The organism is Pseudarthrobacter albicanus (genome assembly GCF_018224015.1).
GTDB classification, from domain to species: Bacteria; Actinomycetota; Actinomycetes; order Actinomycetales; family Micrococcaceae; genus Arthrobacter; species Arthrobacter albicanus.
In genome coordinates this window covers 1-26,243 of the sequence record NZ_JAGPOT010000079.1, presented here as the reverse complement: position 1 = coordinate 26,243, position 26,243 = coordinate 1, and the positions used below count along the sequence as shown (strand labels likewise).

Sequence of the window (26,243 nt, the reverse complement as noted above, 5' to 3'; positions counted from 1 at the left end):
GCGGTTATTCTTCCCGGCGGGCGCCGGCCGAGGCGCTGACGGGAAAAACGCGGGGGGCCGTGAAGCCTGCGCGGGCGAATTCCCGGGCGATTCCGTCCTTGACTCTGGGGGTGTCGCTGTTGCGGACCAGGGCGATCGCAGCCCCGCCGAATCCGCCGCCGGTCATGCGGGCGCCGAGGGCGCCGAAGGCCTGCGCGGCGGAGACGGCCAGATCCAGTTCCGGAGTGGAAATTTCAAAGTCGTCGCGCATGGACGCGTGCGATGCGTTGAGGAAAGGCCCGACGGCGGCCGGGCCTTCCGCCCGTAACGCAGCGACGGTGTCCAGCACCCGCTGGTTCTCGGTGACGACGTGGCGGACCCGGCGGAAGGTCTCTCCATCCAGCACCCCGGCTGCACGGGGAAGATCCTCGGGGCCGAGCGCCCGGAGGCTGGAGACGCCCATTGCCTTGGCGCCATCCTCGCAGGACCGGCGGCGGCTGGCATAGCCCCCGTCGGCGTGCGAGTGGCTCGTGCGGGTGTCGATGACGAGCAGCCCGAGCTCCGCGGCAGCAAAGCCAAGCGGAACGCTTTCCGCCTGCAGGCTCTGGCAGTCCAGCAGAAGGCCGTGATCGGGCTCGCCCAGCAGCGAGGCAGACTGGTCCATGATGCCGGTCGGGGCGCCGACGACCCGATTTTCGGCCAGCTGGCCGATCCTGGCCAGCGCCTGGCGCCCCAGGCCCAGCTTCCACAGCTCATTCAGGGCCAGGGCAACCGCGCACTCGACTGCGGCCGAGGAGGACAGCCCCGCTCCGGCCGGGACATCCGAGCTCAAGGCCAGATCGACGCCGGTGAGGGTGCCGGCGGGCGCGTCCTGCACGAGCGCCCAGGCCACGCCCAGCGGGTAGGCGGCCCAGCCCTTCAGGTCTTCCGGATTCAGCTTGTCCAGGTTCGACTCCACGACGCCGGAAAAGGCGCTGCTGGCGACCCGCAGGATTCGGTCCCCGCGGGAGCGCGCCGCCACGACGGTCCGCTTGTCGATGGCAATTGGAAAGGCGAAGCCATCGTTGTAGTCCGTGTGTTCACCGATGACGTTCACCCGTCCGGGCGCGGACCACGCTCCATCCGGGGCAACGCCGAACTCCCGGGTGAAGTAGTCGGTTCCTTGGCGCACAAGTCCCTCGCGCAGAAATCCGCTCATGGTTCGATGGCTTCCTTGAGCCGGGCGGCTGCGGTTTCCGGCGGGATGTCTGCGATGAACGCGCCCATCGCGGCCTCCGAACCGGCCAGGTATTTGAGCTTGGTTTCCTCGCGCCGCGGCGACGTCAGCTGGAGCATCAGCCGTATGTCGTCCCGGTGTGCATGGACGGGGGCCTGGTGCCACGCGGAGATGTAGGGGGTCGGCGTCGCGTAGAGGGCGTCCACGCCGCGCAGGAGCCGGCCGTACAGCCGGGAGAACTCGTCGCGTTCCTCAGAGGTGGTGGCTGCCAGGTCCGGGACGTGCCGGTGCGGCAGGACGTGGACCTCCAGCGGCCAGCGCGCCGCAAACGGAACGAAGGCGGTCCAATGTTCGCCTTGGAGCACCAGCCGCTCGGACTTCTGCTCGAAGTTCAGGACATCTTCGAAGAGCGGGCCGCCATACGTCTGGACCGAGCGGATGAGCTGGGCTGTGCGGGGCGTGATGAAGGGGTAGGCATAGATCTGCCCGTGCGGATGGTGCAGCGTCACGCCGATGGCCTCGCCGCGGTTCTCGAAGGGGAAGACCTGCTGGACGCCCGGCAGCGCGGACAGGGCCCCCGTCCGGTCGGCCCAGGCCTCCACCACTGTCCGCATCCGGGACAGCGACACCCCGGCGAGGGACCCGGTGTGTTCGGGCGAGAAGCACACGACTTCGCAGCGGCCCACGGACTGCCGGCTGCGTCCGAGGCCGATCCTGGCCAGATCGTCAAGGCCGACGGGTGCTCCGGGGCCCGCCAGGCCGGGACCAAACGAAGGGGACTTGTTTTCGAAGACGGCCACATCGTAGGGGCTGGGGATCTCCGAGGGGTTGTCCGCCGAGGCCGGCGCCAGCGGATCCAGATGCGCGGGGGGAAGGACGATCCGGTTCTGGCGGGCCGAGGCCACCGAAATCCACTCGCCGGTCAGCACGTCCTGGCGCATGGCCGCTGTCGGCGGGCGTGGGGCCGGTTCGCGCAGATCCGGGGACCGCCCGGGGGAGAGGGTGGTGTCCGCGTCGTCGAAGTAGATGATGTCCCGCCCATCGGCGAGCTGATAGGAGCGCTTCATGATCTCACCCATGCTGGACGCGCCTCCCGCTGTTCCCGGAAATGCTGCCGGCACCCGCACCCGCACCCGCACCCGCACTCGGGGCGCTGCCGCCCGAGGCGCGGACGCTCAGGAGCAGGCCGTGTTCCGGGTTCAGGACGGGCATGGGTAAGCCTGACTCCGCCAGGAACCGGCCGCTCGCCTCAACTCCGGGCGAAAGCCAGGCCGGCGGGTGGACTTGGGTGAAGGTGGGTCCGCTCCCGGCAGCGGGATAGACGAGCTCCACCCGGTAGTTCTCCTCGGGCCGCAGCCCGGGGAGGGCCACCCGGCCGGGGACTTCGGAGAACGACGTCGCCACGGACACCAGCGCGAACAACGCTTCGGTGCCGTCATGGGAGACGACGCCGTGCAGCATCAACGAGGGATCCGGTTCGTCGGCGCGCACCATGCGCCCGCTGTGGAGCAGCCCGCGGTAGTCCTTGTAGAGCGCGATGGCTGCGGCGAGCCCGCTGCGTTCGGCTCCCTGGAGTTGGCGCACGTCCCATTCCAGGCCGAAGTGGCCGAACATGGCGGTGATGGCGCGGAAGGACAGGTCGTGGGTGCGCGCGGTGGTGTGCGATGTCGTCGGTCCGATGTGCGCTCCCACGAGCTCGGGCGGTACCACCACTTCGGTCCACCGCTGGATGGTCTGGCGTTCGAGGGCGTCGTTGCAGTCGGAGGCCCAGACCCGGTCGGTGCGCTCAAGGATGCCCAGGTCAACGCGCGCGCCGCCGGAGGAGCAGCTCTCGATTTCGACGCCGGGGTGGGCCTTCCGCAGCTCATCCAGGAGCCGGTAGACGGCCAGGGTCTGGGCGTGGACGGACGGGCTGCCCCCGTGTCCCATCTCGGTCAAATCCCTGTTCTGGTCCCATTTGAGGTAGCCGATCCGGTACTGGGTCAGGAGCGCGTCCAGCCGGTCGAAGACGTACTGCCACGCATCGGGGTTGACCAGGTCCAGGACCTGCTGGTGCCGCCACCGCTCCGGCAGCCGGGCAGAGGAGGTGCCGCCTGCGGAGCGTGGGGCCGGCCCCGCGATCCAGTCCGGGTGGGAGCGCGCAAGGTCCGAATCCTCGTTGACCATCTCCGGTTCAACCCACAGGCCGAATTCCATGCCGTGCGCGGTGACCGCGTCGATCAGCGGGGTGAGCCCGTCGGGCCAGAGTTCCTCGTCGACGTACCAGTCGCCAAGGCCGGCGTGGTCATTCCGGCGGCCCCGGAACCAGCCGTCGTCGAGCACATAGCGCTCGACGCCGAGGCTCGCGGCGGAATCGGCCAGCTCCAGCAGCGTGCCAAGCCGGTGGTCGAAGTAGACCGCCTCCCAGACGTTGAGCACCACGGGTCGGGGCTTGCCGGAACGGACCCCCGGATGGTGCGGGCGTCCGCGGAACCAGGCATAGAAGGCTTCGCTGATGCCGTCCAGGCCGGCGTCAGAGTAGGCGGCAAACAGCCACGGCGTCTCATAGCTGGACCCCGGGGCCAGGGTGATCTCGGCTGAGCCGAGCAGTTCCGAGGCGCCGATGACGGACCGGCCGTCCCCGATCGTCTCGACGAAACTTTCGTGGTCGCCGCTCCAGCCCAGGTGCACGGCCCAGACCTGTCCGTGGCGGTTGCCGAATCCGCCGGTTCCCGCGGCCAGCAGCAGCGAGGAATCATGGCCGGTGCGCCCGTGCCGGCCCGAGCGGACCCAGGTGCCTTGCCGCAGGGGAATCCGCTGCGGGTGGGCTTCGCGGCACCAGCGGCCGGTCAGGTCCAGGATCTCCGTAGCGGCACGTCCCACGGGGAGCACGGCGGCGAGTTCCTCGAGCCGGTAGGCGTCCGAACCGTCATTATGCAGGCGGTGCCGTAGCTGCAGCAGGCCGCCGTCGTTGATCCTGATCTCGGTGCTGAGCGTGACGCCGGCGTCGGGATCGGACTGCGTGACGACGGCGGAGCAGCCGTCGTCACGCAACTCCACGGACACCACGCGGAGCCTGGCGGAGAAGGACTGCCCGTTCCGGTGGCCGCGGAGGCCGGGGCGTCCCCGCCAGCCGGAGGACGCCTGGGGGATCAGGCCCAGGGTGACAGGAATATCCAGCGACGAGTGCGCCACCGGATCGCTCAGGAGCGACAGCTCCGGAATACGGGGGCCGAGGTCGGCGCCGAAGTGCAACATGGCCGGCTCACCGGTTCTGAAGTCGATGAGCAGTGACTTGCCGGAGCGCCGCAGGTACAGCGGCCTGTCCAGCGGTTTCAGGGGCGGTGCCTCCTCGGAGGCAAGGATCGGATGCAGGTGGTTCACGGGAGCTCCAGGCGATGTCATCGGGCGTCGGGTTCGGGTGGTGGTGCTGGTCCGCTCAGCCGGCAGCGGTGGCGTCGGCCACGGCGGTGACCGTGGCCTCCGCGGCTGCAGCCTCCGCGGTGGGGGTGCCGGTGGGGGCCAGACGGAGCCGGCCGACGCGTTTGCCGAGGATCCGCCGGGCCTCGCCGGCGAGCCGGTCGTCGCTGATGAGCTCGTCGGCGTCCTCGAGGCCGGCGATGGTGCTGATGCCCAGGGTCCCCCACTTTGTATGGTCGGCCAGTACCACCACCCTTCGGGCCGCGGCCACGAACGCCCGGTCCGTCTCGGCTTCCAGGACGTTCGGGGTGGTGAACCCGGCGTCGGCATCCACGCCATGGACGCCCAGGAAGAGCACATCGAGGTGCAGCTGCTTCAGGGCGGCGGTGGCCAGCGGCCCCACCAGAGCGTCGGAGGGCGTGCGCTCGCCGCCGGTCAGGATCACCGTGGACGGGGAGGAGCCCTGGTGGAAAACGTCGGCGATGCGCACGGAGTTGGTGACCACGGTGATGCGGGGCCCGGCGGACAGGAGCTGGGCCAGGGCCCAGGTGGTGGTTCCCGCGCTGAGCCCCACCGCCATGCCCTCGCGCACCTGGGCGGCCGCCTCGCGGGCGATCGCCATTTTCTCGTCCTGCAGCTGGGTCACCTTCAGCTCGAAGCCGGGTTCGTGGGTGCTGGCACCGCCGGGCAGCTTGGCCCCGCCGTGGATCTTCTCGAGGGCACCTGCGGCGTCCAAGGCCTCGATATCGCGCCGGACGGTCATGAGGGACACGCCCAGCATCTTTGCGAGGTCCGCAACGCGGACGATCCGTTCACGCTGGACCTCCGCAATGATGGCGGAATGGCGGGCTGCGGCTAGCATTTTTCGTCCTTACTGGCTTGCTGGAAGGGAGCCGTGTGAGCGGACGACGGCGACTGCACCGGCGGCCAGGCTGAGCCCGCCGTCGAGGTCTTCCCCACTGATCACCTCAACACCCGAAAGGGGAACCTTGACCTCGTCCGTTCCGTGGTTGATGCAGAATGTCCAGTCCGTACCGTCCTTGCTGCGCCGGGCGACTTCCACGTTGGCGGGGAGCTCCGGGACGAGGGGCAGCACTGCCGCATCGGCACAGATGACGGCCAGCAGTTCGCTCAGGCCCTCCGGCGCCAGCGTCGTGGCGACATAGTAGGCACGGCCGTCTCCGGCGTGGTTGCGGGTCACGGCAGGGGAGCCGGCGACCGGCCAATCGTCCACGACGGCGAGGGCCTCGGCCGTGGTTGTCCTCCCCAGCTCGCTCCAGCGGGTACCAGTGCCGAAGCTGCTGAGCCGGACGGCTTCCCCGGCGCGCAGCGGAAAGAACTCTTCCATCCGCACGCCCAGCAGCCCGCTGAACGCGCCCGGGTAGCTGCCAAGCCTGATGTGGTCATTTTCGTCCACGATACCGGAGAAATACGTGACAACGAGGTGGCCGCCTGCCCTCACATACCCGTCCAGATTCGCCGCACCGGAATCGCTCACCAGGTACTGCATCGGCGCCACCACGAGCCGGTAACCGGAGAGGTCATCCGTGCTTTGGCGGAAGTCGGTCGGGATGCCGGCACGGTAGAAGGCGTCGTGCCAGCGCCGTGTTTCCGCGATGTTCGAGGCGTCCACGCTCGGGTGTGAATCAAGTTCTGAGGCCCAGCGGGCATCGGTGTCATGGATGATGGCGACGTCGACGTGCCCGGACGCGCCCGTGACTGCCGAGCCGCTGACTTCGGCGAGGCTGCGCAGGGCCTGCCCCAGCTGGACGACTTCCCGCCAGACCTTGGTATCGGTGCCGGCGTGCGGAAGCAGCCCCGAGTGGAACTTCTCGGCGCCGGCGCGGGAGGCCCTCCACTGGAAGAAGAGCGCGCCGTCGGCGCCGCGGGCCACATGCTGCATTGAATTGCGCAGCATTTCGCCCGGCGCTTTGGCGACGTTGCGGGGTTGCCAGTTGACGGCCGACGTCGAGTGCTCCATGAGCAGCCAGGGCTTTCCCCTGGCCCAGCCGCGGGTGAGGTCAGCTGTTGCCGCCAGCTCCTGGAAGTTACGCCGGTCCGCCGCGATCAAGTAGTGGTCGTTGGAAACCACATCCATCTCCTCTGACCACCGCCAGTAGTCCACCGGCTGGTGCAGGCCCATGTTGAAGCCCATGAAGTTGGTGGTGACCGGATGCGGTGAGTGCGAGCGGATGATCGCCGCCTCGGCCTTGTAGCATTCCAGCAGTTCATCGGAGGAGTACCGGGCGAAATCCAGCTGCTGCGTCGGGTTGACCCAGGTCCCGGACGTGCGCGGGGGCAGGATCTCCTCCCAGGCCGAGTAGCGCTGGGACCAGAACGCCGTGCCCCAGGCGGCGTTGAGGCCGTCAAGCGTCCCGTAGCGGTTTTCCAGCCAGGACCGGAAGCCCGCTGCGGCGCCGTCCGAGTAGTCCGGCTGGTTGTGGCAGCCGTACTCGTTGTGCACATGCCACATCACGACGGCGGGATGGTCCTTGTACCTGCGAGCGATCTGCTCGGTCAGGGCCGCCGCGGCCCGGCGGTACTCGGGGCTGGAAGCCGCAAACGCCTGCCGGGAACCATAGCTGTGCCGGACGCCGTCGGCTGTGACCGGAAGGGACTGGGGATACTTGTGGCTGAACCACGGCGGCGGGGAGGCCGTGGCGTTGGCCAGGTCCACGCGGATGCCGTTGGCATGGAGCAGGTCCAGGACCCGGTCCAGCCAGCCGAATTCGTACACGCCTTCGGAGGGTTCCAGCAGCGACCAGCTGAAGATGCCGACGCTGACCAGGTTGACGCCGGCCTCGCGCATAAGCCGGACGTCCTCGTCCCATGTCTCCTCGGGCCACTGCTCCGGGTTGTAGTCTCCGCCGAAGGCCAGCATCGGGGAACCCTCGGAGCCGAGGCGGGCGGTGATGTAGTCCATGCCGGCATTGTTGTGGTTGATGCTGAAGTCCACGTTTATCCTTTGCTCGAGCCGAGGGTCAGGCCGGCTACGAAGTGCCGCTGGAGGAGCAGATAGATGATGAGGGCGGGAACGGCCGTAATCATGGCGCCGGCCGCGATCAGGTTGTAGTTCGAGAGGAACTGGCCCTGGAGGTTGTTGACAGCTGTCGTCACCGGGAGGCGGTCGCCGCTCTGGATGAAAAGCAGGGGCCAGAAGAAGTCGTTGTAGATGAAGATGACCTCGAGGGTGCCCATGGCGGCCAGCGCCGGACGGCAAAGCGGCAGGATGATGTCCCAGTACTGGCGCCAGACGCCGGCGCCATCCACGAGCGCCGCTTCCGTCAGTTCGGGAGAGAGGGACTTCATGTAGTTGGACAGCACAAAGGTCACGAAGCCGATCTGGAATGCGGTGTCCACCGCGATCACGCTGACGTAGGTATTGAGCAGATTCCCGGAGTCGCTGAAGGCATAGGGGAGTTCGAGGTGCCTGAACATTTCGAAGAGGGGCGCTGCGAGGACCTGAGGCGGGAGCAGGTTACCGGCGGTGAACATGATCAGCAGGGTGATGTTGAATTTCCAGTTCACCCGGCTGACGGCGAACGCCATCATGGAGGCGAACAGCAGGATCAGGATCACCGAAGGAACCGTGATCAGCACGGAGTTCCAGAACAACTTGGCGAAGCCGCCCTGCGCCCAGGCCTGCACGAAGTTGTCCAAATTAAACGTGCCGTTGACGCTGAAGTAGCCGTACCTGTCCGTATCCGCCTTGGGCCGGAGCGCCGTGAAAATCGTCCAGACCAGCGGAACCAGCCAGATGGCGGCCATCACGATCAGGAAGATGTGGGTTCCGTAGTGGCGCTTGCCTTGCTTGTTGTTGGCGGATCCCCTGGATCCCGGGCGGGAAGTGCCCGGCCCGGCGGGGGCCGCTGACATGCCCGGCGCACCGGCATCGGTGGGATGTGCGATGCTCATGCCTCTTTGTCCTTTCCGAAGGCGCGGGACAGGTAGAAGGTGATGGGAATCAGGGAGATGACCAGCAGGATGACGGCCAGTGCGGAACCGACGCCGATCACCTGCCCTTCGCCCACAAGGTTTTGGACGACCAGGGCGCTGATGAGCTCCAGGCCGTTGGTGCCGCGGTTGATCACGTAGACGATGTCGAACGCCCGGAGGGATTCGATGACGGTGATGACGATGATGATGACGTTGACCGGGCGCATGGCCGGGAAGACCACCCGGAAGAAGGTCTGGACGGCGTTGGCGCCGTCGATCTGGGCGGCTTCCCGCAGGGTGGGGTCCACGCCCTTGAGCCCGGCCAGGTACAGGATCATGACGTAACCGGCGTGCCGCCAGGTGGCGGCAAAGAGGGCAGCCCAGATGTTGACGCTGGAATCGCCGAACCAGTCGACGGCTTGGGGCGTCCCGGACGTGCCGAGCAGGAAGTTCAGCAGTCCGCTGTCGCGGTTGTAGAACAGCTGCCAGATGACCCCGATGAGGGCCAGAGAGAGCATCACCGGTGTGAAGAAAATGCTTTGGTAGATCCTGCTGCCGCGGATGTTTTGGTCCAGCAGGACGGCCAGCAGGAGCCCCAGCGGCGTGGCGATGAGCGCCAGGAAGACCAGCCACAGCACGTTATGCTGCACGGCGGGCCAGAACGGCGGGTAGTCCTGGGAGACGAACTGGTAGTTCTCGACGCCGGCGGGCTTGATATCAGTCAGTTCGAGCCCGTTCCAGCGCGTGAAGGACAGCCCGACGGACATGAGGGTGGGGATCCAGACGAGGACCAGCTGGATCAGCGTGGGGATGCCCACCATGATGCTGAGCACCACCTTGTCGCGGCTTGACAGCCGCCGGACCCGCCGCGCGGGGGCGGCGACAGCATCGCGCCCCCGCGCGGACAGATCGGTAGAGACACTCATGGAAATTCCTTACCTCGGATCAAGCGCTTGGGACATGCGTTTCGGGACGATGCGTCGCTACTGGGCGGCGTACAGGGACTTGGCCTGGGCTTCCAGGTTCTTCACGTCGACGGTGCCGTCCTTGATGAAGGACTGCAGGGCCGGGATCATCACGTTGTTCGCCATGGCGGGCAAGGCATCACGGTCGAAGAACTGGCTGATGTTCTTGGCGCCGCTGATGGAGTCGGCAAGCTTCTTGGTCAGCGGCGTGAACTTGGACGTGTCCGCGCCCTTGGCGGTGGCGATGTTGGAGGAATCGACCGCGGCGTAGACGTTCTGGCCTTCCGGAGTGCCGAGGTAGGCCAGGAAATCCTTGGCGGCCTGGTTCTGGCCGCCCTTCTTGGAGAGCAGGAGGCCGTCGATGGGCGCCTCGATGGAGTCCTGGCCCTCCATGGCGACCTCGGGGAACGGGAAGAAGTCGATGTCGTCGGCAACGGCTTTGTCCGTGTACTGCTGTGTCAGGAAGGAACCGAGCAGGTACATGCCCGACTTCTTGTCGGCGAGGGATTTCGCGGAGTCCTGCCAGGTCATGCCGAGGGCATTCGGGTTCTGGAACGGCAGCAGTGCCTTCCAGGTGTCGAAGACGTCGCTGACCTTCTTCTGGTCCCAGCTCTCCTTGTGCGCCGTGAGGTCCATATGGAACTGGTAGCCGTTCAGGCGCATGTTCAGGTAGTCGAACGTGCCCATCGCGGGCCAGCCGTCCTTGTCCGCGAATTCGATCGGGATCAGGCCGTCGGACTTCATCTTGGCGCAGAGGGTCTTGAGCTCATCGAAGGTCTTCGGTGCGGCGTAGCCCTTCTCTGCCCAGAGGCTCTTCCGGAAGAAGAAGCCCCACGGGTAGTTGTAGTTCGGGATCAGGTACATTTTCCCGTCCGCGCCCGTGGAGGCCTTCTTCAGGGCGGCGGAGTAGTTGGCTCCGACCTTTTCCCAGACGTCGTCGATCGGTGCCAGCAGGCCCTTGCCTGCGTAGTACTGCATCCGGTAGCCGGCAAACCAGGTGAAGGCATCGTCCGGGCTGCCCTGGAGGTAGGTGTTGATCTTGTTCTGAAAATCATTGTGCGCCACCACATTGGTGGTGACCTTGACGCCGGACTTCTTCTCGAAGGCATCGGTGACGGCCTTGTAAGCGGCCTTGGGGACTTCATCCGAGGAACCCGATCCGAAGGTCAGGGTCTTGGCGCCTGCGCTGCCGGACGGGGTGCTGCCGCCCGTGCAGGCTGCCAGCAGGGGAATGCCGGCCATGACGACCGCGCCCGCCCCGAATGTCTTGAGCAGGGTCCGGCGGTCCCAACCGCCTTGGCTGGAAGCTCTGCGCAGGGCGTCTTCATGCAGGGTCATGATTTCTCCTTTGAAAAACACGGACAGTGTGAAGCGGCTCACATAATTATCTATCATAAACGCACAATAAGGAACGTCAAGAGGCAAAAAGGAACATTTTGGAAATCCGGCCCGACGCCGTTCGGGTGGTTGGGCTGCAGCCGGAGCCGGGCGGCACCGGCGTCCGGATCGTTGACTAAGCCGCGGCGCACCCCTAGCGTTAGTTTTTCAGGGTGCCGGCTTGCTCCGCTGGCCGGTGGCAGCACCCACTGTTCCGGATACACGTTCAAATCCAGGTGTAGCGATGAAGATCAAGACCACAATTGTCGTGGTGCTGGCGGCCTTGTTGCTGGTCGGCGGATTCCTCGTTAACGCCTGGGCACCGGTATCGGCCGCCGGAACGACCTACTTCATCAGCGATGCCGGCGATGACAACAATGACGGGAAGTCTGTCGAATCCCCGTGGAAGTCGCTTTCGAAGATCAATGAGACGTTGCTGCAACCCGGCGATTCCGTCAGTTTCCGCAGGGGCGATGTGTGGACCGGAATCCTTGTGGCCGGCCACAGCGGGACGGCCAAGTCCGGAATCACCCTGGGCAGTTACGGAAGCGGAAGCGTGCCCACCATCGTCGCCGGGCAGGACGGAACCTGCGTCAAGATAGACGGTGACTACATCACAGTGGACGGTCTGCGGGCTGAGGCCTGCGGATACGCGGGCTTCAGTGTCGCCGGCGACCACAACGTGATCAGGAATTCCGCCGCCGCCCAAAATGCCGCCGGCATCAAGGTCGGCGAAGGCTCGGATTTCGGCCTTTACGCGAACAACACCCTGACCGACAACAACGTCATGAACTCCAATACCCCGGGGACGGCCTGCGGTACACCCGCAGCAGTTCAATGCAACGACGATTCGGGGGCTTTCGGCATTCTCATTAACGGCAGCGACAACGAATTCTCGGGAAACACCATCACCGGCTCCACGGCCGAGTCCTACGATTTCATCCGTGACGGCAGCGCTTTTGAGATCTTCAACGGCAGCCGCAACAACATCCACCACAACACGGCCGTGGACAACAACGTTTTCTCCGAGATAGGACGATCCAAGGGAGGCGCGGCGGACGGAAACACCTACCGGTACAACCTCATCCGCTCCACCTGCGGCGACAACTGCTCCAAGGCAGTGGGCCTGATCGCACGCGGCCCCAAGTCTTCCTTCGGCCCGACCAACAACACCACCTTTGAACACAACACTGTCTGGCTGGACGGGCCGGATTCCCAGGCAGTTGTCTGCCATGCAACATGCCCTGCGTCGACAATAATCCGGGGCAACATCCTGGTCGCCGTACGCAACGCATTGTGGATCGACGGTTCGGGCTGGACCGAACAACAGAACGTCCTCAACGGGCCCACCAACGTGACGCCGGACAGCACCTCAACCACCGCGCCGGCAGGCTTCGTGAACGCCCCGGCTGATCTGCACCTGACCGGCTCGAGCCCCGCGATCGACCGTGCGGGCACCGGCGCCTCGACCATGGATCTCTTTGGGCAAGCCGCGGACCGGAACGGGGACTGCACCGGCGACGACTCGGCCGATTCCGGCGCCTACGCGTACCGCCCGGGCAACTGCTAGCCGAAGGCCTGCCGATGTTACACGGATGCAACCGAGGGGACACCCGCACGAAACGGGCTGCGGCGCATGATTGAGTCATGTCCTCTGACGGACGATTCTCATGCAGGCATTGGGGACTATCCGAAGGACTCCGCGTATGCCCACTCCGCTCAACCAGTCCCTGGCTGACTCTGCCCTCCTGACGAAATCCCTGCCGCTGGGCCTGCTCCGCGCCTTCGTGCAGACGAACGCCGCCGACGACGGCCTGACACCGCAGCTGCTGGCTGACCTCAAGATCCTGGCCCGCACTCCGGGGCTGCTGGTCGCCTGCAACTACGGCGGGACGCTCTGCGCCGCGGAAGGCATTTCGACCGAGACACTGCCGCTGGCCAGCGCCGCGATCGCCCTCCGCGCGCTGGCGGCCCTCCCCAACACCCACGCGGCCGTCATCTCGGGCCGGTCCCTGCGCGATCTGGCCGCCGTCTCGCGCCTGCCCGCGGAGGTGCACCTTGTCGGCTCGCACGGCGCCGAGTTCGACATGGGCTATGCATACGGGCTGTCCCTGGCCACCGAATCCGTGCTCCAGCAGGCCAGCCAGGCGCTCGCCGAAACCGTGGGCGCCTACCGGGGTATCAGCATCGAGCGCAAACCCGCGGCGGTGGCAGTCCACACTCATCAAGCGTCGGCGGAGATCGTGGGGAAGGCGACGCAACAGTCGGAGGACATCGCCCGGGCCCACGGCCTGTTCTTTATCGTGGACGGCTCGGTCCTGGACCTGTCCGTGGTGGAGCCGTCCAAGGCCGCCGCGCTCGAGCACCTGCGCTCAGTGCTCGGCGTGAGCGCCGCCCTCTACGCGGGAGACGCCCTCAGCGATGAGCTCGCCATGGCCACCCTGCGCGGACCGGACATGGGGCTGCGGGTGGGGGAGGGCCCCACGGCGGCCGGCCACCGGCTCCGCGACCCGGAATCCTTCGCCCGGGTCCTGGCCATCCTCTTTGAACTGCGGCGGGCCTGGCTCTTCGGCGAGGATGCCGTGGGCCTGGAACGCCACTCCATGATCGGCAACGGTTCCTCCACGGCCCTCATCACGCCGGACGCCAAGATCTGTTGGATGAGCCATCCGCTGCCGGACTCCGGCTCACTCTTCGCCCATCTCCTCGGCGGCGACGCGGCCGGGCACTTTTCGGTGCAGCCGGTGAAGCCCTCGCAGGTCCTGGGGCAGCGCTATGTGGACGGCACCATGATCGTGGAAACCCGCTGGGCGGACGTCACGGTGACCGATTACCTGGAGCCGGCCCCGGAGGGCGTCACGAGCCTGGTCCGGGTGCTCTCCGGCACGGGCGCGGCCAGGATCGTGTTTGCGCCGCGGCCGGACTACGCGAACGCGCCCTTCAGCATGGAGGCCCGCGGGGCGGAGCTGCATATCGTGGGGACGGCGGATCCCATCATCCTGCGGGCGCCCGGCGTCAGCTTCACCATCACCTCCGACGGCCGCCACGCCACCGCCACGTCGGACGTCGACCTCCGGCAGGGCGCCGTCGTGCTCAACCTGCGCTGCGGGGACACCGGACCCCAGCCGGCTTCAGCCGACGACGAAACCGGGCGGCGCTCCGCCGTCGCGCATCATTCCCGGCGCTGGGTCCAGGACCTGCAACTGCCCGGCGTGAAGCCGTCGCTGGTCCGGCGCTCGGCGCTGGTGCTGCGTGCCCTGGTCCACGAACCCACCGGCGCGGTGCTGGCAGCGCCCACGACCTCGCTGCCCGAAGGGATTGGCGGCACGCGGAACTGGGACTACCGGTACTGCTGGCTGCGTGACGGGTCGATGACCGTCAACGCGCTCGTGGACCTCGGCTCCACGGTGGAGGCCGAAGGATTCCTGGCCTGGCTGGGCAGGATCCTGGCCCATGCGCCCGGACCGGAATGGCTCCATCCGCTGTACTCGGTGACCGGGGCGCCGCTGTCCACCGAGGCCATCATCGAAAGCCTGCCCGGCTACGCCGGATCCCGCCCGGTCCGGATCGGGAACGCGGCCGACCATCAGGTCCAGCTGGACGTGTTCGGGCCGATCGCCGAGCTGATCGATGCGCTGAGCGCGCGGAAGGGTGTCCTGTCGGATCCCCATTGGGAGCTGATGGTCCAGATGGCCTCGGCCGTCCTGGCCCGCTGGCATGAACCGGACCACGGAATATGGGAGGCCCGGCGGGCACCCCGGCATCATATCTACACGAAGGTGATGTGCTGGGTGACGCTGGATCGGGCCCTGCACACGGCGGCACGCCACGGCCGGACGCCGCGGCCGGACTGGGAACCCGCCGCCGCCGCCATCCGGGAGGAAGTCCTGCGCGAGGGCTGGGACGACACCGCCAACTCCTACACCGTGGCCTACGACAGCCCGGACCTGGACGCGGCGGTGCTCCACATCGGCCTCTCCGGCCTCCTGGACGTCAACGACCAGCGCTTCCTGGACACCGTCACGGCCGTGGAGCGTGAACTGCGGGCGGGACCCACCGTCTTCCGGTACCGGTACGACGACGGGCTGCCGGGGCTGGAGGGCGGGTTCCACATCTGCACGACCTGGCTCATCGAGGCCTATGTCGCGGTGGGCCGGATCGAGGAGGCCTGGGACCTGTTCGACCAGCTGGTGAACCTGTTCGGCCCCACCGGACTGCTGCCGGAGGAATACGATCCCGGCACCGAAACGCACCTCGGCAACCATCCCCAGGCGTATTCACACCTGGGGTTCATCCGCTGCGCGCTCCTGCTGGACCAGCACCAGAAGAGCTAGCCACGGCACCGCGGACAGCAGCAGCAGCCCGTTACTCGCAGCCGACGCCGTCCCCGTCACGGTCCAGCTTGCTGCTGTAGCCCGGCTGGCCCGCGCGGATGGGCGCCGCGCCGGCTGCGCGGACCGCGGCGCAGTTCGCGTAGTAGGCGGCGGCGGGTACCGGGGCCACCGGGACGGGAGCCTGCGCCGGGACGAGCCCGGGCGCCGGGGCGCCCTGCTGGGCGGGTGCCGGTGCCGCCTGCGCCGGGGGTGCTTCCAGGCTCGTGGGTGCCAGGGCGTCCGGGCAGTCACCCAGGACCCGCGCCATGGCGTCGTGTTCGGCCTGCGTGACCCAGAGCCCGTAGCTGGATTTCACCGAGATCTGCCGCGCGACGTAGGCGCAGCGGTAGGACTTGTTCGGGGGCAGCCAGGTGGCGGCGTCGCCGTCGCTCTTCTTGAGGTTGCTGGGGCCGTCCACGGCGAGCAGGTTCAGCGGATCGTTGGCGAAGGAGAGCCGCTGTGCCGCGCTGAGCTGCTGCGCGCCCTTCTGCCAGGCGTCGCTGAGGGCGACGACGTGGTCGATCTGCACAGCGGTGCTGGTGGTGTTGCCGCGGAGGAAGTTGATCAGGGTCGCCGTGTAGGGGTCGTTGAGCACGCCGGAGAGCACCACGCAGTCGTGGGTCCCGGGCTTGAGGGCGATGGCGGTGAGGTCCCTGCGGAGCGTGTCATTGCGGGTGTCGCAGCCGTTGCGGTCGACGTCGGCCCAGGCCTGGCCGAACTGGTCCCGGGAGTATCCGGTCTTGGGTGCCCGGCCCTTGACCGGGAGGGCGGCCAGCACGTCCAGGGCCTTGCTGGCGTAGGCGGGCTGCTGGTGCGGGGCGCTGGCGCCGGACAGGACGGCCTCGGGCGTCGTCTCGGGGTCGAGCGGGGCGGCGTCGGTTTCCGGCGGCGTTGCGCTCGCCGTCGGGGCGGCCGAAGCGCCGGCCGCGGAGCTTTCGACGGCGGCCGCGGGAGCGGGCGGCGAACTGCCGGCGGCCGGGGCGCAGGCAGTCGCGGAAATGAGCAGCAGCCCGGCCAGGCTGCCCGCGATCCAGTCCACCGCCCCGATTCCGTGGCGCTTTCTAGACCCGTGGCGGCGTGCTGTCTGTTCCCGGAGGCTGTGCAATTGTTCCCCAATTCATGCGTGAGTGCAGGCCGCTTGGCACGACCAGTTCCAGCCTAGCGGCGGCAGCCGGGCCGGGGCGGAGTGCCGCGCCGATCAGCTGCGCGCGACGCTCCCGCAGCTCCTGCAGGGATGTGCGCGACCCTCCCGCAGCTCCCGCAGGGATGTGCGCGACGCTCCCGCAGCTCCCGCAGGGATGTGCGCGACCCTCCCGCAGCTCCCGTGGGTGCAGGTATCAGGCGAGCAGCAGGGCCACGCCGATCAGGGCCGGCACCGCAACCACGGTGGTGATCAGCACGGTGTCCTTGGCCACGGCGAGGCCGATCCGGTAGCGGCTGGCGATCACAAACACATTCTGGGCGGTTGGCAGGGCGGAGGTTACGACGACGGCGAAGAGCCCCTGCCCGTCCATTCCGAGTGCAAAGCGGGCGAACAGGTAGGCCAGCAGCGGGTGGACGATGAGCTTGAAGCCGCTGGCCAGCAGGATGTCGAGCCGGCGTCCCTCCAGGGCCTGCAGGGGCTTGGAACCGTTGAGGCTCATGCCGAAAGCGATCAGCATCGCCGGAATGGCGGCGCCCCCGATCAGATGGATCGGCTGCATCACGAGCTCGGGCACCTGCCAGCCGGTCCCGGCCACCACGAGTCCCAGGGCGGATCCCACGATCATCGGATTCCGCAGGATCATCAGCACGAAGCTCATCGGAGTGGTCCGGTGCGCGCTGGTGGTGGAATCGAGGGCCATCAGGAACACCGGCGTGAAGAAGGCCAGCTGGAAGATCAGCAGGGGCGCCACATAACTGGCATCGCCCAGGACGAAGACGGCGATCGGGATGCCCAGGTTCGCTGAGTTGGCCAGGGACGCGCTCATGGCGGACGTCAGGGATTCCGGCAGGGAACGTTTGAGCAGGAGCCGGACAATGCCGAAGAACAGTGCCGCGGTGGCGATGGCGCCGACGGCGCTCACCAGCAGTGGCGCCGCAAAGACGTCGGCGAGTTTGGCCCTGCTCAGGGTCTCAAACAGCAGGGCGGGGCTGGCGACGAAGAAGGTCAGCGCGCTGAGCACGGCGCGGGCATTGTCCCCCAGAATATTGCGCCGGCCGACGAACATGCCGACCAGGATGATGCACCAGACGACGAAGAAGCCGGCGAGCACGCCTAGCACGCGGTGGTCCGCGGCGGTTCAGGCGGATGAGGGGAGGCAGTCACCATCCCAGAGTAATCAGCTTTTTGTTCAGCCGGGGGTGTTACGGTGCGACGCCGGCCAAGAGCCGTGGGCGTCAGCCCGGTCAGTTCAGGGAGGCGTTGTCCAGGGCGTGCGGCGGACGCATGAGCCCGGGCGTATGTCCCTCGGCGGGGTCACTGCCGATCTGGACGATCCTGTTGTCCCTGTCCACGTGGACGACCTTGGGCATGTAGGCCCGTGCCTCTTCGGTGGTCATCTGGGCATAGGTGATCAGGATGACGATGTCGTTTACGTGCATCAGGTGTGCGGCCGCGCCGTTGATCCCGATGACACCGGAACCGCGCTCGCCGGCAATCGTGTACGTCTCCAGCCGGGCGCCATTGGTGACGTCGACAATCGCCACGAGCTCGCCGGGGAGGATGTCGGCCGCCTCCAGCAGATCCAGATCCACGGTGACGGACCCGACATAGTGAAGATCCGCGTGCGTGACCGTGGCGCGGTGGATCTTGGATTTGAATATTGTGCGATTCATAACGTGAACAGTCTAGCGCGGGGCCGCGCGGTGCGCTGTGACGGATGTTACGGCCAGGCCGACGGCGGCGGCCGTCACGCCGTCGGCGGTCACGCCGTCGGCGTCCGGGACGGCGACCGCCCCGCGGGGCCGAGGGCAGCGGCCGTCTCGGCCAGGATCTCGCGGGTGGCGAGGATGGCGGGCCGCTTCGCGCTGGAGCGGCGCACGGAGGTGAAGACGGTCCGGTGCGGATCGCCGGTCAGGCCCAGCAGGCTGGCTGTGGTTCCCCGGCCCGTCCAGACGAGGTCCGGCATCAGGGCCACGGCGTTGCCTGATTCGATCAGCCGGATCTGCGCCTGCAGGTCCGCTGTTTCAAAGCGGACGTCGGGTTCGAAGCCTGCGCTCCGGCACGCCTGTTCGGCCCAGTGCCGCGACGCCGCCCCGCGCGGCTCCATCACCCAGGGCAGCTCCGCCGTATCCGCAAGGGTCTTGATGGCCGGCCGGTCCGGCGATGGCGGCGGGACGGCCAGCCGGATGGCGTCGCTGGTCAGCGGGATGCGGTCCAGTTCGGCGTAGCGGGGGGCCGCGTGGCCGGGGTACTGCTCGGCGATCACGAGGTCGAAGTCGCGCGCCCAGGTCTCGTGGAGTGCCGTTTCCGGTTCCCGCTGGGTCATTTCCACCCGGACCTCGGGGTAGCTGGCGGCCATCCGGCTCAGGGCGTCCGGCATGAGGGCCAGGGCGGCCGACTGGAAGACGGCGATCCGGACGGTGCCGGTGACCGTGGTCAGGGAAGCCGCGAGGTCGGCCTCGGCCTGTTCGAGGGTTTCGAGCAGCTGGGCCGTGTGGGCAACCAGGACTTCGGCCTGGGGTGTGAGCTGCACGCGGCGGCCGGTTTTCCGCAGGAGCGCGACGCCCGCTTCCTTTTCAAGCAGGGCCAGTTGCTGGGAGACTGAGGACGGGCTGTACTGGAGCGCTTCGGCTACCTCAGCCAGGGTTCCGCGGATCTTCAGTTCACGGAGCAGCCGCAATCGCCGGACGTCGAGCATCGCCGTTCCTTCATGAAACTCAATGGTTATTGATAAGAAAAATTCACTTTATCTAATGCAACCGGGCTTGCATACTGTTGTCCCTGAGTAATCCCCATCACAGGGTGGATTGATGGGCAAGACCTAAGCAGGAGACCCTGATGAGCACAAACGATTTGACCAGGTCCATCATGCGGCGCAAGCCCATTGACGACATCGAAGAGGAAAACAAACACAGCGGTTTGTTCAAGAGCCTGGGGCTCTGGCAGCTGACGGCCATCGGCGTCGGCGGCATCATCGGCGTCGGCATTTTCTCCCTGGCCGGGCTGGTGGCTGCCGGCAGCGGAGACAACCCGGGTGTGGGGCCCGCGGTGCTGTTTTCCTTCCTGATCGCGGGCCTGGCCTCCGCAGCGGCCGCTCTGTCCTATGCGGAGTTCGCCGGCATGATCCCGCGGGCCGGATCCGCCTACACCTATGGCTACGTGGCGCTGGGTGAAGTGATCGGCTGGTTCATCGGCTGGGATCTGCTGCTGGAGTACACCGCGATCGTGGCCGTCGTCGCGATCGGCATCTCCGGCTACTTCGACGCGTTCCTCGCCGGAATCGGGGTCCACATGCCCGTCTGGATGACGTCGACGGCGGACGAGGGCAAGGGCGGCATCATCAACCTTCCGGCGATCGTGGTCTGCCTGATCGTGACCTGGATCCTGTCCCGCGGCACCAAGGCCTTCGGCCGCTTCGAGCTCGTGGCCGTGGCCATCAAGGTGGTCCTGATCCTGTTCATCATCGGCCTGGGCATCTTCTACATCAACACCAACAACTACAGCCCGTTCATGCCCAGCGGCTTCGGCCCGGTGCTGGCAGGTTCAGCCACCGTGTTCTTCGCCGTGTTCGGCTACGACGCCATGAGCACCGCGGCGGAAGAAGCCACGGACGGCAAGAAGCACATGCCCAAGGCCATCATCCTCTCGCTGATCATCGCCATGCTGCTGTACGTCGCCGCCACGCTGGTGCTCACCGGCATGCAGAACTACCGGGACATCGACCCGAAGGCCGGCTTCGCCTCCGCCTTCAACGGCGTCGGGCTGCCCGTGATTGCGACGATCATCTCGGTGTTCGCCGTCCTGTCCATCCTCACGGTGATGCTGACCTTCCTCCTCGGCGTCACCCGCGTCTGGTTCTCCATGAGCCGGGACGGGCTGCTCCCGGGCTGGTTCGCCAAGACGGACCGCCACGGCACCCCGCAGCGCGTCACCTGGATCGCCGGCATCACGTCCGCCGTGCTGGCCGGCATCTTCCCGATCAAGGCCGTGGCTGACCTGACCAACATCGGCATCCTGGCCGCGTTCGTCGTCGTCTGTCTCTCGGTCATCATCTTCCGCTACAAGAAGCCCGACGCCCCGCGTACCTTCCGGCTCCCGCTGATGCCCCTGGTGCCGGCCTTCGGCATCCTGTCCTCCGGCTTCCTCATGACCCAGCTTCCCTTCGCTACCTGGGTGCGCTTCGCCGTCTGGCTCGTAATTGGCCTGGCGATCTACTTCGGCTACGGCCGCAAGCACTCGCTGATGAACCCGGACAGTCCCCGGCACGAGGAAGCAGTGGAGATGCACCGTCCCATCGGCTGACCCACGACGACGCTCCCGCAGTTCCTGCGGCTTTTCATCCGATGCTCCCGCAGCTTCCGCAGGAATGCACACAACCCTCCCTCAGGTATGGAGGCGTATACGAGGGACCCTCCCTCACCTCAGGTGAGGGAGCGTCCCCCGGAAAGCTGCGGGAGGTGAGGGAGCGTCTGGGCGGGCGCCGAAACGTTCGCTTTTTCTAACCTGTATTGCTCGGAAAACATCGCTTTATCTTATGAAAATCCGGTTCCATACTGGGTCATAAGAGCTCCACTTGACGAGAAGGAACGAGTACCAGCCATGACCAACATTTCGACGGCACCGGGCGTGCACACCGGCAATGAAGCCTCCCACGCGGCTGTCCCGGACGGCTCCCCGGTCCTCGAGGCCGCGGCCCTCGCCGAAGAAACCATTGCCCAGGTGCGCCGCTGGCTCACCGTCGCCGCGAAGGTTCCCGTGGACGCGTCGGCCGAGCAGCTCGCGGGTGTCCTGAAGGACCCCAACGGCCTGGACTTCACGGTCGGATTCGTCGACGGCGTCGTCCGCCCCGAGGACCTGTTGGTCGCCGCCCGCAACCTCGCCGCCCTCGCGCCCAAGGTGCCCGCGTTCCTGCCCTGGTATATGCGCGGCGCCGTCCGCCTCGGGGGTTCCCTGGCCCCGGTCCTGCCCCCGGTGGTCATCCCGATAGCCCGCCGCGTGCTGCGCGAAATGGTCGGCCACCTGATTGTCGACGCCACGGACGCCAAGCTGGGCCCGGCCATCGCGAAGATCCGCAAGGACGGCATCAAGCTCAACGTCAACCTCCTCGGCGAGGCAGTGCTGGGCGAGCACGAGGCCTCCCGCCGGCTCGAGGGCACCCACGCCCTGCTGGCCCGGCCCGACGTCGACTACGTCTCCATCAAGGTCTCCTCCACCGTCGCCCCGCACTCCGCCTGGGCCTTCGACGAGGCCGTGGAGCACGTCGTCGAGAAACTGACCCCGCTCTTTGCCCGCGCCGCCTCATTCGCCAGCGGCGGGCAGACAGCCAAGTTCATCAACCTGGACATGGAGGAATACAAGGACCTGGACCTGACCATCGCGGTCTTCACCCGGATCCTGGACAAGCCCGAATTCAAGAACCTCGAGGCAGGCATCGTGCTGCAGGCCTACCTGCCCGACGCCCTCGCGGCCATGATCCGGCTCCAGGACTGGGCCGCCGCCCGGCGCGCCGAGGGCGGCGCAGCCATCAAGGTCCGCGTGGTCAAGGGCGCCAACCTGCCGATGGAGCACGTGGAGGCCTCCCTGCACGGCTGGCCGCTCGCCACCTGGGGCACCAAGCAGGACTCGGACACCAACTACAAGCGCGTGATCAACTACGCGCTGCACCCCGACCGGATCCGCAACATCCGGATCGGCGTCGCAGGCCACAACCTCTTCGACATCGCCTTCGCCTGGCTGCTGGCCAAGCAGCGCGGCGTGGAATCCGGCATCGAATTCGAGATGCTGCTCGGCATGGCCCAGGGCCAGGCGGAAGCCGTCAGACAGGACGTCGGCTCGCTCCTGCTCTACACTCCGGTGGTCCACCCCGCCGAGTTCGACGTCGCGATCGCCTACCTGATCCGCCGGCTCGAGGAAGGCGCCAGCCAGGACAACTTCATGTCCGCCGTCTTTGAACTAGGAGGGAACTCCCCGACTAGCACTGCGCTGTTCGAGCGGGAGAAACAGCGTTTCCTCGCCTCCCTTGAGAAGCTCGACGACGAGGTCCCGCCAGCCAACCGGCGGCAGGACCGCAGCCTCCCGGCCGCGCCGATGCCGGGCGATTCCTTCGAAAACACCCCGGACACCGATCCCTCGCTGCCCGCCAACCGCGACTGGGGCCGCGCCATCCTGGGCCGCGTCACGACTTCCACCCTCGGCAACGCCGCCGTGGACGCCGCCACCATCAACGACGCCGCAACCCTCAACGCCGTGATCGAAACCGCGGTGGAAAAAGGCCAAGCGTGGGGTGCTCTCTCCGGCAATGAGCGTGCGGCGATCCTGCACCGCGCGGGCGACGTCCTGGAATCCCGGCGGGCCGAACTGCTCGAGGTCATGGCCAGCGAGACCGGCAAGACCATCGACCAGGGCGATCCCGAGGTCAGCGAGGCCGTGGACTTCGCCCACTACTACGCCGAATCCGCCCGTAAGCTCGACGACGTCGACGGCGCCGCCTTCGTCCCGTCCAAGCTCACCGTCGTGACCCCGCCGTGGAACTTCCCGGTGGCCATCCCGGCCGGCTCCACCCTCGCGGCGCTCGCCGCCGGCTCCGCCGTCGTGATCAAGCCCGCAAAGCAGGCCCGCCGCAGCGGCGCCGTGATGATCGAGGCCCTCTGGGAAGCAGGTGTCCCGCGGGGCGTGCTGACCATGGTCCAGCTCGGCGAGCGTGAACTCGGCCAGCAGCTGATTTCGCACCCCGCGGTGGACCGCGTCATCCTGACCGGCGGCTACGAGACCGCCGAACTGTTCCGCTCCTTCCGCCAGGACCTGCCGCTGCTGGCCGAGACCAGCGGCAAGAACGCCATCATCGTCACCCCGAGCGCGGACCTGGACCTCGCGGCCAAGGACGTGGCCTACTCCGCCTTCGGCCACGCCGGGCAGAAGTGCTCCGCCGCCTCCCTCGTCATCCTGGTGGGTTCCGTGGGGACCTCCAGGCGTTTCCACAACCAGCTCATCGACGCCGTCACCTCTCTGAAGGTCGGCTACCCGGAGAACCCGGCCAGCCAGATGGGCCCGATCATCGAGGCCGCGAACGGCAAGCTCTTGGACGCCCTGACCACGCTCGGCGAAGGCGAAAACTGGGCCGTCGAGCCGCGCAGGCTCGATGACACCGGCAGGCTCTGGAGCCCCGGCGTCCGTTACGGCGTGCGCCGCGGGTCCTACTTCCACCTCACCGAATTCTTCGGACCCGTCCTGGGCGTCATGACCGCGGACACCCTGGAAGAGGCCATCGCCATCCAGAACCAGATCGACTACGGCCTCACCTCGGGCCTGCACTCCCTGGATCCGGAGGAACTGGGCATCTGGCTGGACTCCGTCCAGGCCGGCAACCTCTACGTCAACCGCGGCATCACCGGCGCGATCGTCCAGCGCCAGCCGTTCGGCGGCTGGAAGAAATCCGCCGTCGGCGCCGGCACCAAGGCCGGCGGACCCAACTACCTCGCCGGGCTCGGCGACTGGACCAGCAAGGCCAGCACGGCACTGGCCAACGGGGGAGCCACGGCTGCGCACTCCGGCGTGCGACGGCTCGAGGATGCCGCCAGGGGCTTCCTGGCCCCCGCCGAGCTGGAGCCGCTGCAGCGCGCCCTGGCCTCCGATGCCGCCGCCTGGACCGAAGAATTTGGCACTGGCAAGGACGTCTCCGGCCTGGGCGCCGAACGCAACATCTTCCGCTACCGTCCGCTGCCGGTCACGGTCCGCCTCTCGGAAGGTGAACCGCTCGCTGACCTCGTCCGGACCGTCGCCGCCGGCGTCCTGGCCGGCTCCGCGCTGACGGTGTCCGCCGCCGTCGGGCCGCCTGGCCGGCTGCGCACCGTGCTGTCCGGGCTCGGCATCGCCGTCACGGTGGAGAACGACGCCGACTGGCTGGCCTCCGCGGGAACGCTCGCCGCGGCAGGCAAACTGTCCGGCGGCCGCATCCGGCTGATCGGCGGCAACGCCACGGCGCTGGCCGAAGCAACCGGCGGCCGCCCGGACCTGGCCGTCTACGCCCACCCGGTCACGGAGGCCGGCCGCGTGGAGTTGCTGCCGTTCCTGCACGAGCAGGCCATCAGCATCACGGCGCACCGCTTCGGCACGCCCAACCACCTCTCGGACGGACTCATCTAGGAGTCCGCTCCAGCAGAACACGGGCCGGCGGCCACCCTCCAATGGTGGCCGCCGGCCCGTGCCGTTGCCCGGCGGGTCAGATCGGCGTGGCCTGGGCCTGTGTGGCCTGGGTCTGCGTGGCTTAGCCGAAGTACCAGCCCGGCGGCACCCAGGAGGCGGGCACGGCGTGGGCCGAGTAGTCTTCGCAGCCGGAGCAGAAGTAGGTGGCCTCGCCAAGCTTGTTGATGGAGCCGTCCCGCCGGTGCGTGGCGGGAACAAAGGTCTCCAGATAGATGAATTCGTCCGTGCCGCACCGCTCGCAGTACGGGCTGCCCACGTATTCGGACTCCACCAGGGTGGGGTGGTGCGCGTCCCGGCGGCCCCGGCCGGGGTGCTGGGCCTCGGCCCCGTGATACGCGGCAGGCACCAATGTGCGTGCGGGCTTGAGGGCATGGCCGCCCGAAGTTGCGGAAAGCGGGGGACGGCTTTTGGCTGGCTTCATTGTCGGCCTATCCCGAACGTCTCCGATGCAGTCGCCGAACGGCATACGCACAGGACAGCGCTCGTTATCGAAATCGTTGTCATGGGCCTCTGCTTGACCTTCAACGGTCTCAGGATAGGCCACTGACCACGAGTGTTCAATGGCCCGCGTAAGTACATCCTCCAAGTAGGTACACCGTGAGTACCCGAACCGGCCGGCCTGAAGCCCGGGCTTCGGGCCGGCCAACGGGGGTCAGCGCAAAATCACCGTCCGGTTTCCGTCGAGCATGACCCGGCCCTCGCAGTGCCACCTGACGGCGTTGCGCAGGGCGGCGCATTCGGCGTCCCGGCCGACCGCCACCAGGTCCTCGGCGGTGTACGTGTGGTCCACGTCGATGACCTGCTGGGAAATGATCGGCCCCTCATCCAGTTCGGCGTTGACGTAGTGGGCGGTGGCGCCCACCGTCTTGACGCCGCGGTCGTAGGCCTGGTGGTAGGGTTTGGCGCCCTTGAAGCTGGGCAGGAACGAGTGGTGGATGTTGATGGTGCGCCCGGTCAGCTCGGCCGAGAGCTCATCGCTGAGCACCTGCATGTAGCGGGCCAGGACCACAAGTTCCACATCGTGTTCATCCACAAGTTCCAGCAGTCGGGCTTCCTGCGCCGGCTTGGTCTCCTTGGTGACCGGGAGGTGGAAAAACGGGATGTCATGCCACGTGACCAGCTCCTCGTGGTCCGTGTGGTTGGAGACCACGGCCACGATGTCCACCGGAAGATCGCCCGTGCGGGCCCGGAACAGCAGGTCGTTGAGGCAGTGCCCGAACTTGGACACCATGATGAGCACCCGGCGTTTGCGGCCGTGCGGCTCCAGTTGCCAGTTCATGGCCCATTCGTCGGCCAGGGGTGCGAAGTCCCGGCGCAGCTCTTCGGTGCTGAAGGCTTTGTTCCCTGACGCGAAGTGCACGCGCATGAAGAACTGCTTTTCCCTGCGGTCACCGAAGTGCTTGGTGTCGATGATGTCGCAGCCGTGGTCCAGCAGGTAGCCGGTGATCGCGTGGACGATTCCCGGGGACTCGGCACAGTTGACGGTCAGAATGTGTTCGGTTTCCATGGCTCAGCTTTCCCGCTGTGCCTTCTGATCGGCCACTGCCTTCTCATCGGCGATGACCTTCTCGCCGGCGAGGTCCTTCTGGAACGTCGCGTAGCGGGCCAGGTGGGACGGGCGTTTGCGCAGGACGAGCCAGGCGGCGCCGAGG

At 67.3% G+C, this 26,243-nt stretch carries 18 protein-coding genes; 4 read left to right on the top strand and 14 right to left on the bottom strand.

The genetic code is table 11. The features are described from left to right. Positions 1-4 precede the first annotated feature (4 nt). From galK to J9611_RS16045, 8 genes are all read right to left on the bottom strand, one after another. Positions 5-1,177, bottom strand: a complete 1,173-nt coding sequence (gene galK, locus J9611_RS16080) for a galactokinase (protein ID WP_211881574.1) — start codon at positions 1,175-1,177, stop codon at positions 5-7. Beyond that, on the bottom strand, positions 1,174-2,274 hold the full coding sequence (galT, locus tag J9611_RS16075) for a galactose-1-phosphate uridylyltransferase (RefSeq protein WP_211881573.1): 1,101 nt from the start codon (positions 2,272-2,274) through the stop codon (positions 1,174-1,176). Before galT ends, galK begins: the two co-directional genes overlap by 4 nt. Then, a complete protein-coding gene (locus tag J9611_RS16070) occupies positions 2,267-4,549 on the bottom strand; it encodes an alpha-galactosidase (RefSeq protein WP_372447804.1) in 2,283 nt (760 codons plus the stop codon). Before J9611_RS16070 ends, galT begins: the two co-directional genes overlap by 8 nt. 64 nt (positions 4,550-4,613) lie before the next feature. After that, the gene (locus J9611_RS16065) at positions 4,614-5,456 is read right to left on the bottom strand and encodes a DeoR/GlpR family DNA-binding transcription regulator (RefSeq protein WP_211881569.1); all 843 of its coding nucleotides are present in this window, start codon (positions 5,454-5,456) and stop codon (positions 4,614-4,616) included. A 9-nt stretch (positions 5,457-5,465) separates the two neighbouring features. Next, the gene (locus J9611_RS16060; RefSeq protein ID WP_211881567.1) at positions 5,466-7,550 is read right to left on the bottom strand and encodes a beta-galactosidase; all 2,085 of its coding nucleotides are present in this window, start codon (positions 7,548-7,550) and stop codon (positions 5,466-5,468) included. 2 nt (positions 7,551-7,552) lie between these two features. Beyond that, positions 7,553-8,509: a carbohydrate ABC transporter permease gene (locus J9611_RS16055; protein WP_211881565.1), complete on the bottom strand. Its 957-nt coding sequence runs from the start codon at positions 8,507-8,509 to the stop codon at positions 7,553-7,555. After that, positions 8,506-9,456, bottom strand: a complete 951-nt coding sequence (locus J9611_RS16050; RefSeq protein ID WP_211881563.1) for a carbohydrate ABC transporter permease — start codon at positions 9,454-9,456, stop codon at positions 8,506-8,508. Before J9611_RS16050 ends, J9611_RS16055 begins: the two co-directional genes overlap by 4 nt. Positions 9,457-9,513: 57 nt before the next feature. Then, entirely contained in the window at positions 9,514-10,833 is a 1,320-nt protein-coding gene (locus J9611_RS16045) for an ABC transporter substrate-binding protein (protein ID WP_211881561.1), read from the bottom strand. 283 nt (positions 10,834-11,116) lie between these two features. Here J9611_RS16045 and J9611_RS16040 point away from each other — a divergent pair, with 283 nt between their 5' ends. Next, positions 11,117-12,442: a right-handed parallel beta-helix repeat-containing protein gene (locus tag J9611_RS16040; RefSeq protein ID WP_211881559.1), complete on the top strand. Its 1,326-nt coding sequence runs from the start codon at positions 11,117-11,119 to the stop codon at positions 12,440-12,442. 136 nt (positions 12,443-12,578) lie between these two features. Continuing rightward, positions 12,579-15,206, top strand: coding sequence for a trehalase-like domain-containing protein (locus J9611_RS16035; RefSeq protein ID WP_211881557.1), 2,628 nt, complete (start codon positions 12,579-12,581; stop codon positions 15,204-15,206). A gap of 31 nt (positions 15,207-15,237) precedes the next feature. On the opposite strand, the gene J9611_RS16030 is transcribed toward J9611_RS16035, so the two are convergent. The 4 genes from J9611_RS16030 to J9611_RS16015 form a co-directional block, all read right to left on the bottom strand. Further along, on the bottom strand, positions 15,238-16,284 hold the full coding sequence (locus tag J9611_RS16030) for a GmrSD restriction endonuclease domain-containing protein (RefSeq protein ID WP_307857129.1): 1,047 nt from the start codon (positions 16,282-16,284) through the stop codon (positions 15,238-15,240). A gap of 298 nt (positions 16,285-16,582) precedes the next feature. Next, a complete protein-coding gene (locus tag J9611_RS16025; RefSeq protein ID WP_211881555.1) occupies positions 16,583-17,509 on the bottom strand; it encodes an AEC family transporter in 927 nt (308 codons plus the stop codon). Positions 17,510-17,633: 124 nt separating this feature from the next. Continuing rightward, entirely contained in the window at positions 17,634-18,062 is a 429-nt protein-coding gene (gene panD, locus J9611_RS16020) for an aspartate 1-decarboxylase (protein ID WP_211881553.1), read from the bottom strand. An 89-nt stretch (positions 18,063-18,151) separates the two neighbouring features. Next, entirely contained in the window at positions 18,152-19,087 is a 936-nt protein-coding gene (locus J9611_RS16015) for a LysR family transcriptional regulator (RefSeq protein WP_211881551.1), read from the bottom strand. A gap of 140 nt (positions 19,088-19,227) precedes the next feature. Here J9611_RS16015 and J9611_RS16010 point away from each other — a divergent pair, with 140 nt between their 5' ends. Both J9611_RS16010 and J9611_RS16005 read left to right on the top strand, forming a co-directional pair. Further along, complete coding sequence (locus J9611_RS16010; RefSeq protein ID WP_211881549.1) at positions 19,228-20,691, top strand: amino acid permease; 1,464 nt, start codon at positions 19,228-19,230, stop codon at positions 20,689-20,691. 297 nt (positions 20,692-20,988) lie between these two features. Then, complete coding sequence (locus J9611_RS16005) at positions 20,989-24,531, top strand: bifunctional proline dehydrogenase/L-glutamate gamma-semialdehyde dehydrogenase (protein WP_211881547.1); 3,543 nt, start codon at positions 20,989-20,991, stop codon at positions 24,529-24,531. 121 nt (positions 24,532-24,652) lie between these two features. On the opposite strand, the gene J9611_RS16000 is transcribed toward J9611_RS16005, so the two are convergent. Together J9611_RS16000 and purU are read right to left on the bottom strand one after the other, a co-directional pair. After that, positions 24,653-25,012, bottom strand: a complete 360-nt coding sequence (locus tag J9611_RS16000) for a hypothetical protein (protein WP_246527916.1) — start codon at positions 25,010-25,012, stop codon at positions 24,653-24,655. A 231-nt stretch (positions 25,013-25,243) separates the two neighbouring features. Continuing rightward, on the bottom strand, positions 25,244-26,098 hold the full coding sequence (purU, locus tag J9611_RS15995; protein WP_211881545.1) for a formyltetrahydrofolate deformylase: 855 nt from the start codon (positions 26,096-26,098) through the stop codon (positions 25,244-25,246). Positions 26,099-26,243: the final 145 nt, after the last annotated feature.

Excerpts from the sequence above, each read along its gene's own strand:
- galT (WP_211881573.1), bottom strand. The coding sequence starts at position 2,274 with ATGGGTGAGATCATGAAGCGCTCCTATCAGCTCGCCGATGGGCGGGAC.
- J9611_RS16005 (WP_211881547.1), top strand. The coding sequence starts at position 20,989 with ATGACCAACATTTCGACGGCACCGGGCGTGCACACCGGCAATGAAGCC.
- galK (WP_211881574.1), bottom strand. The coding sequence starts at position 1,177 with ATGAGCGGATTTCTGCGCGAGGGACTTGTGCGCCAAGGAACCGACTAC.
- J9611_RS16055 (WP_211881565.1), bottom strand. The coding sequence starts at position 8,509 with ATGAGCATCGCACATCCCACCGATGCCGGTGCGCCGGGCATGTCAGCG.
- J9611_RS16050 (WP_211881563.1), bottom strand. The coding sequence starts at position 9,456 with ATGAGTGTCTCTACCGATCTGTCCGCGCGGGGGCGCGATGCTGTCGCC.
- J9611_RS16000 (WP_246527916.1), bottom strand. The coding sequence starts at position 25,012 with ATGAAGCCAGCCAAAAGCCGTCCCCCGCTTTCCGCAACTTCGGGCGGC.
- J9611_RS16035 (WP_211881557.1), top strand. The coding sequence starts at position 12,579 with ATGCCCACTCCGCTCAACCAGTCCCTGGCTGACTCTGCCCTCCTGACG.
- purU (WP_211881545.1), bottom strand. The coding sequence starts at position 26,098 with ATGGAAACCGAACACATTCTGACCGTCAACTGTGCCGAGTCCCCGGGA.
- J9611_RS16065 (WP_211881569.1), bottom strand. The coding sequence starts at position 5,456 with ATGCTAGCCGCAGCCCGCCATTCCGCCATCATTGCGGAGGTCCAGCGT.
- J9611_RS16045 (WP_211881561.1), bottom strand. The coding sequence starts at position 10,833 with ATGACCCTGCATGAAGACGCCCTGCGCAGAGCTTCCAGCCAAGGCGGT.
- J9611_RS16010 (WP_211881549.1), top strand. The coding sequence starts at position 19,228 with ATGAGCACAAACGATTTGACCAGGTCCATCATGCGGCGCAAGCCCATT.
- J9611_RS16015 (WP_211881551.1), bottom strand. The coding sequence starts at position 19,087 with ATGCTCGACGTCCGGCGATTGCGGCTGCTCCGTGAACTGAAGATCCGC.
- J9611_RS16040 (WP_211881559.1), top strand. The coding sequence starts at position 11,117 with ATGAAGATCAAGACCACAATTGTCGTGGTGCTGGCGGCCTTGTTGCTG.
- panD (WP_211881553.1), bottom strand. The coding sequence starts at position 18,062 with ATGAATCGCACAATATTCAAATCCAAGATCCACCGCGCCACGGTCACG.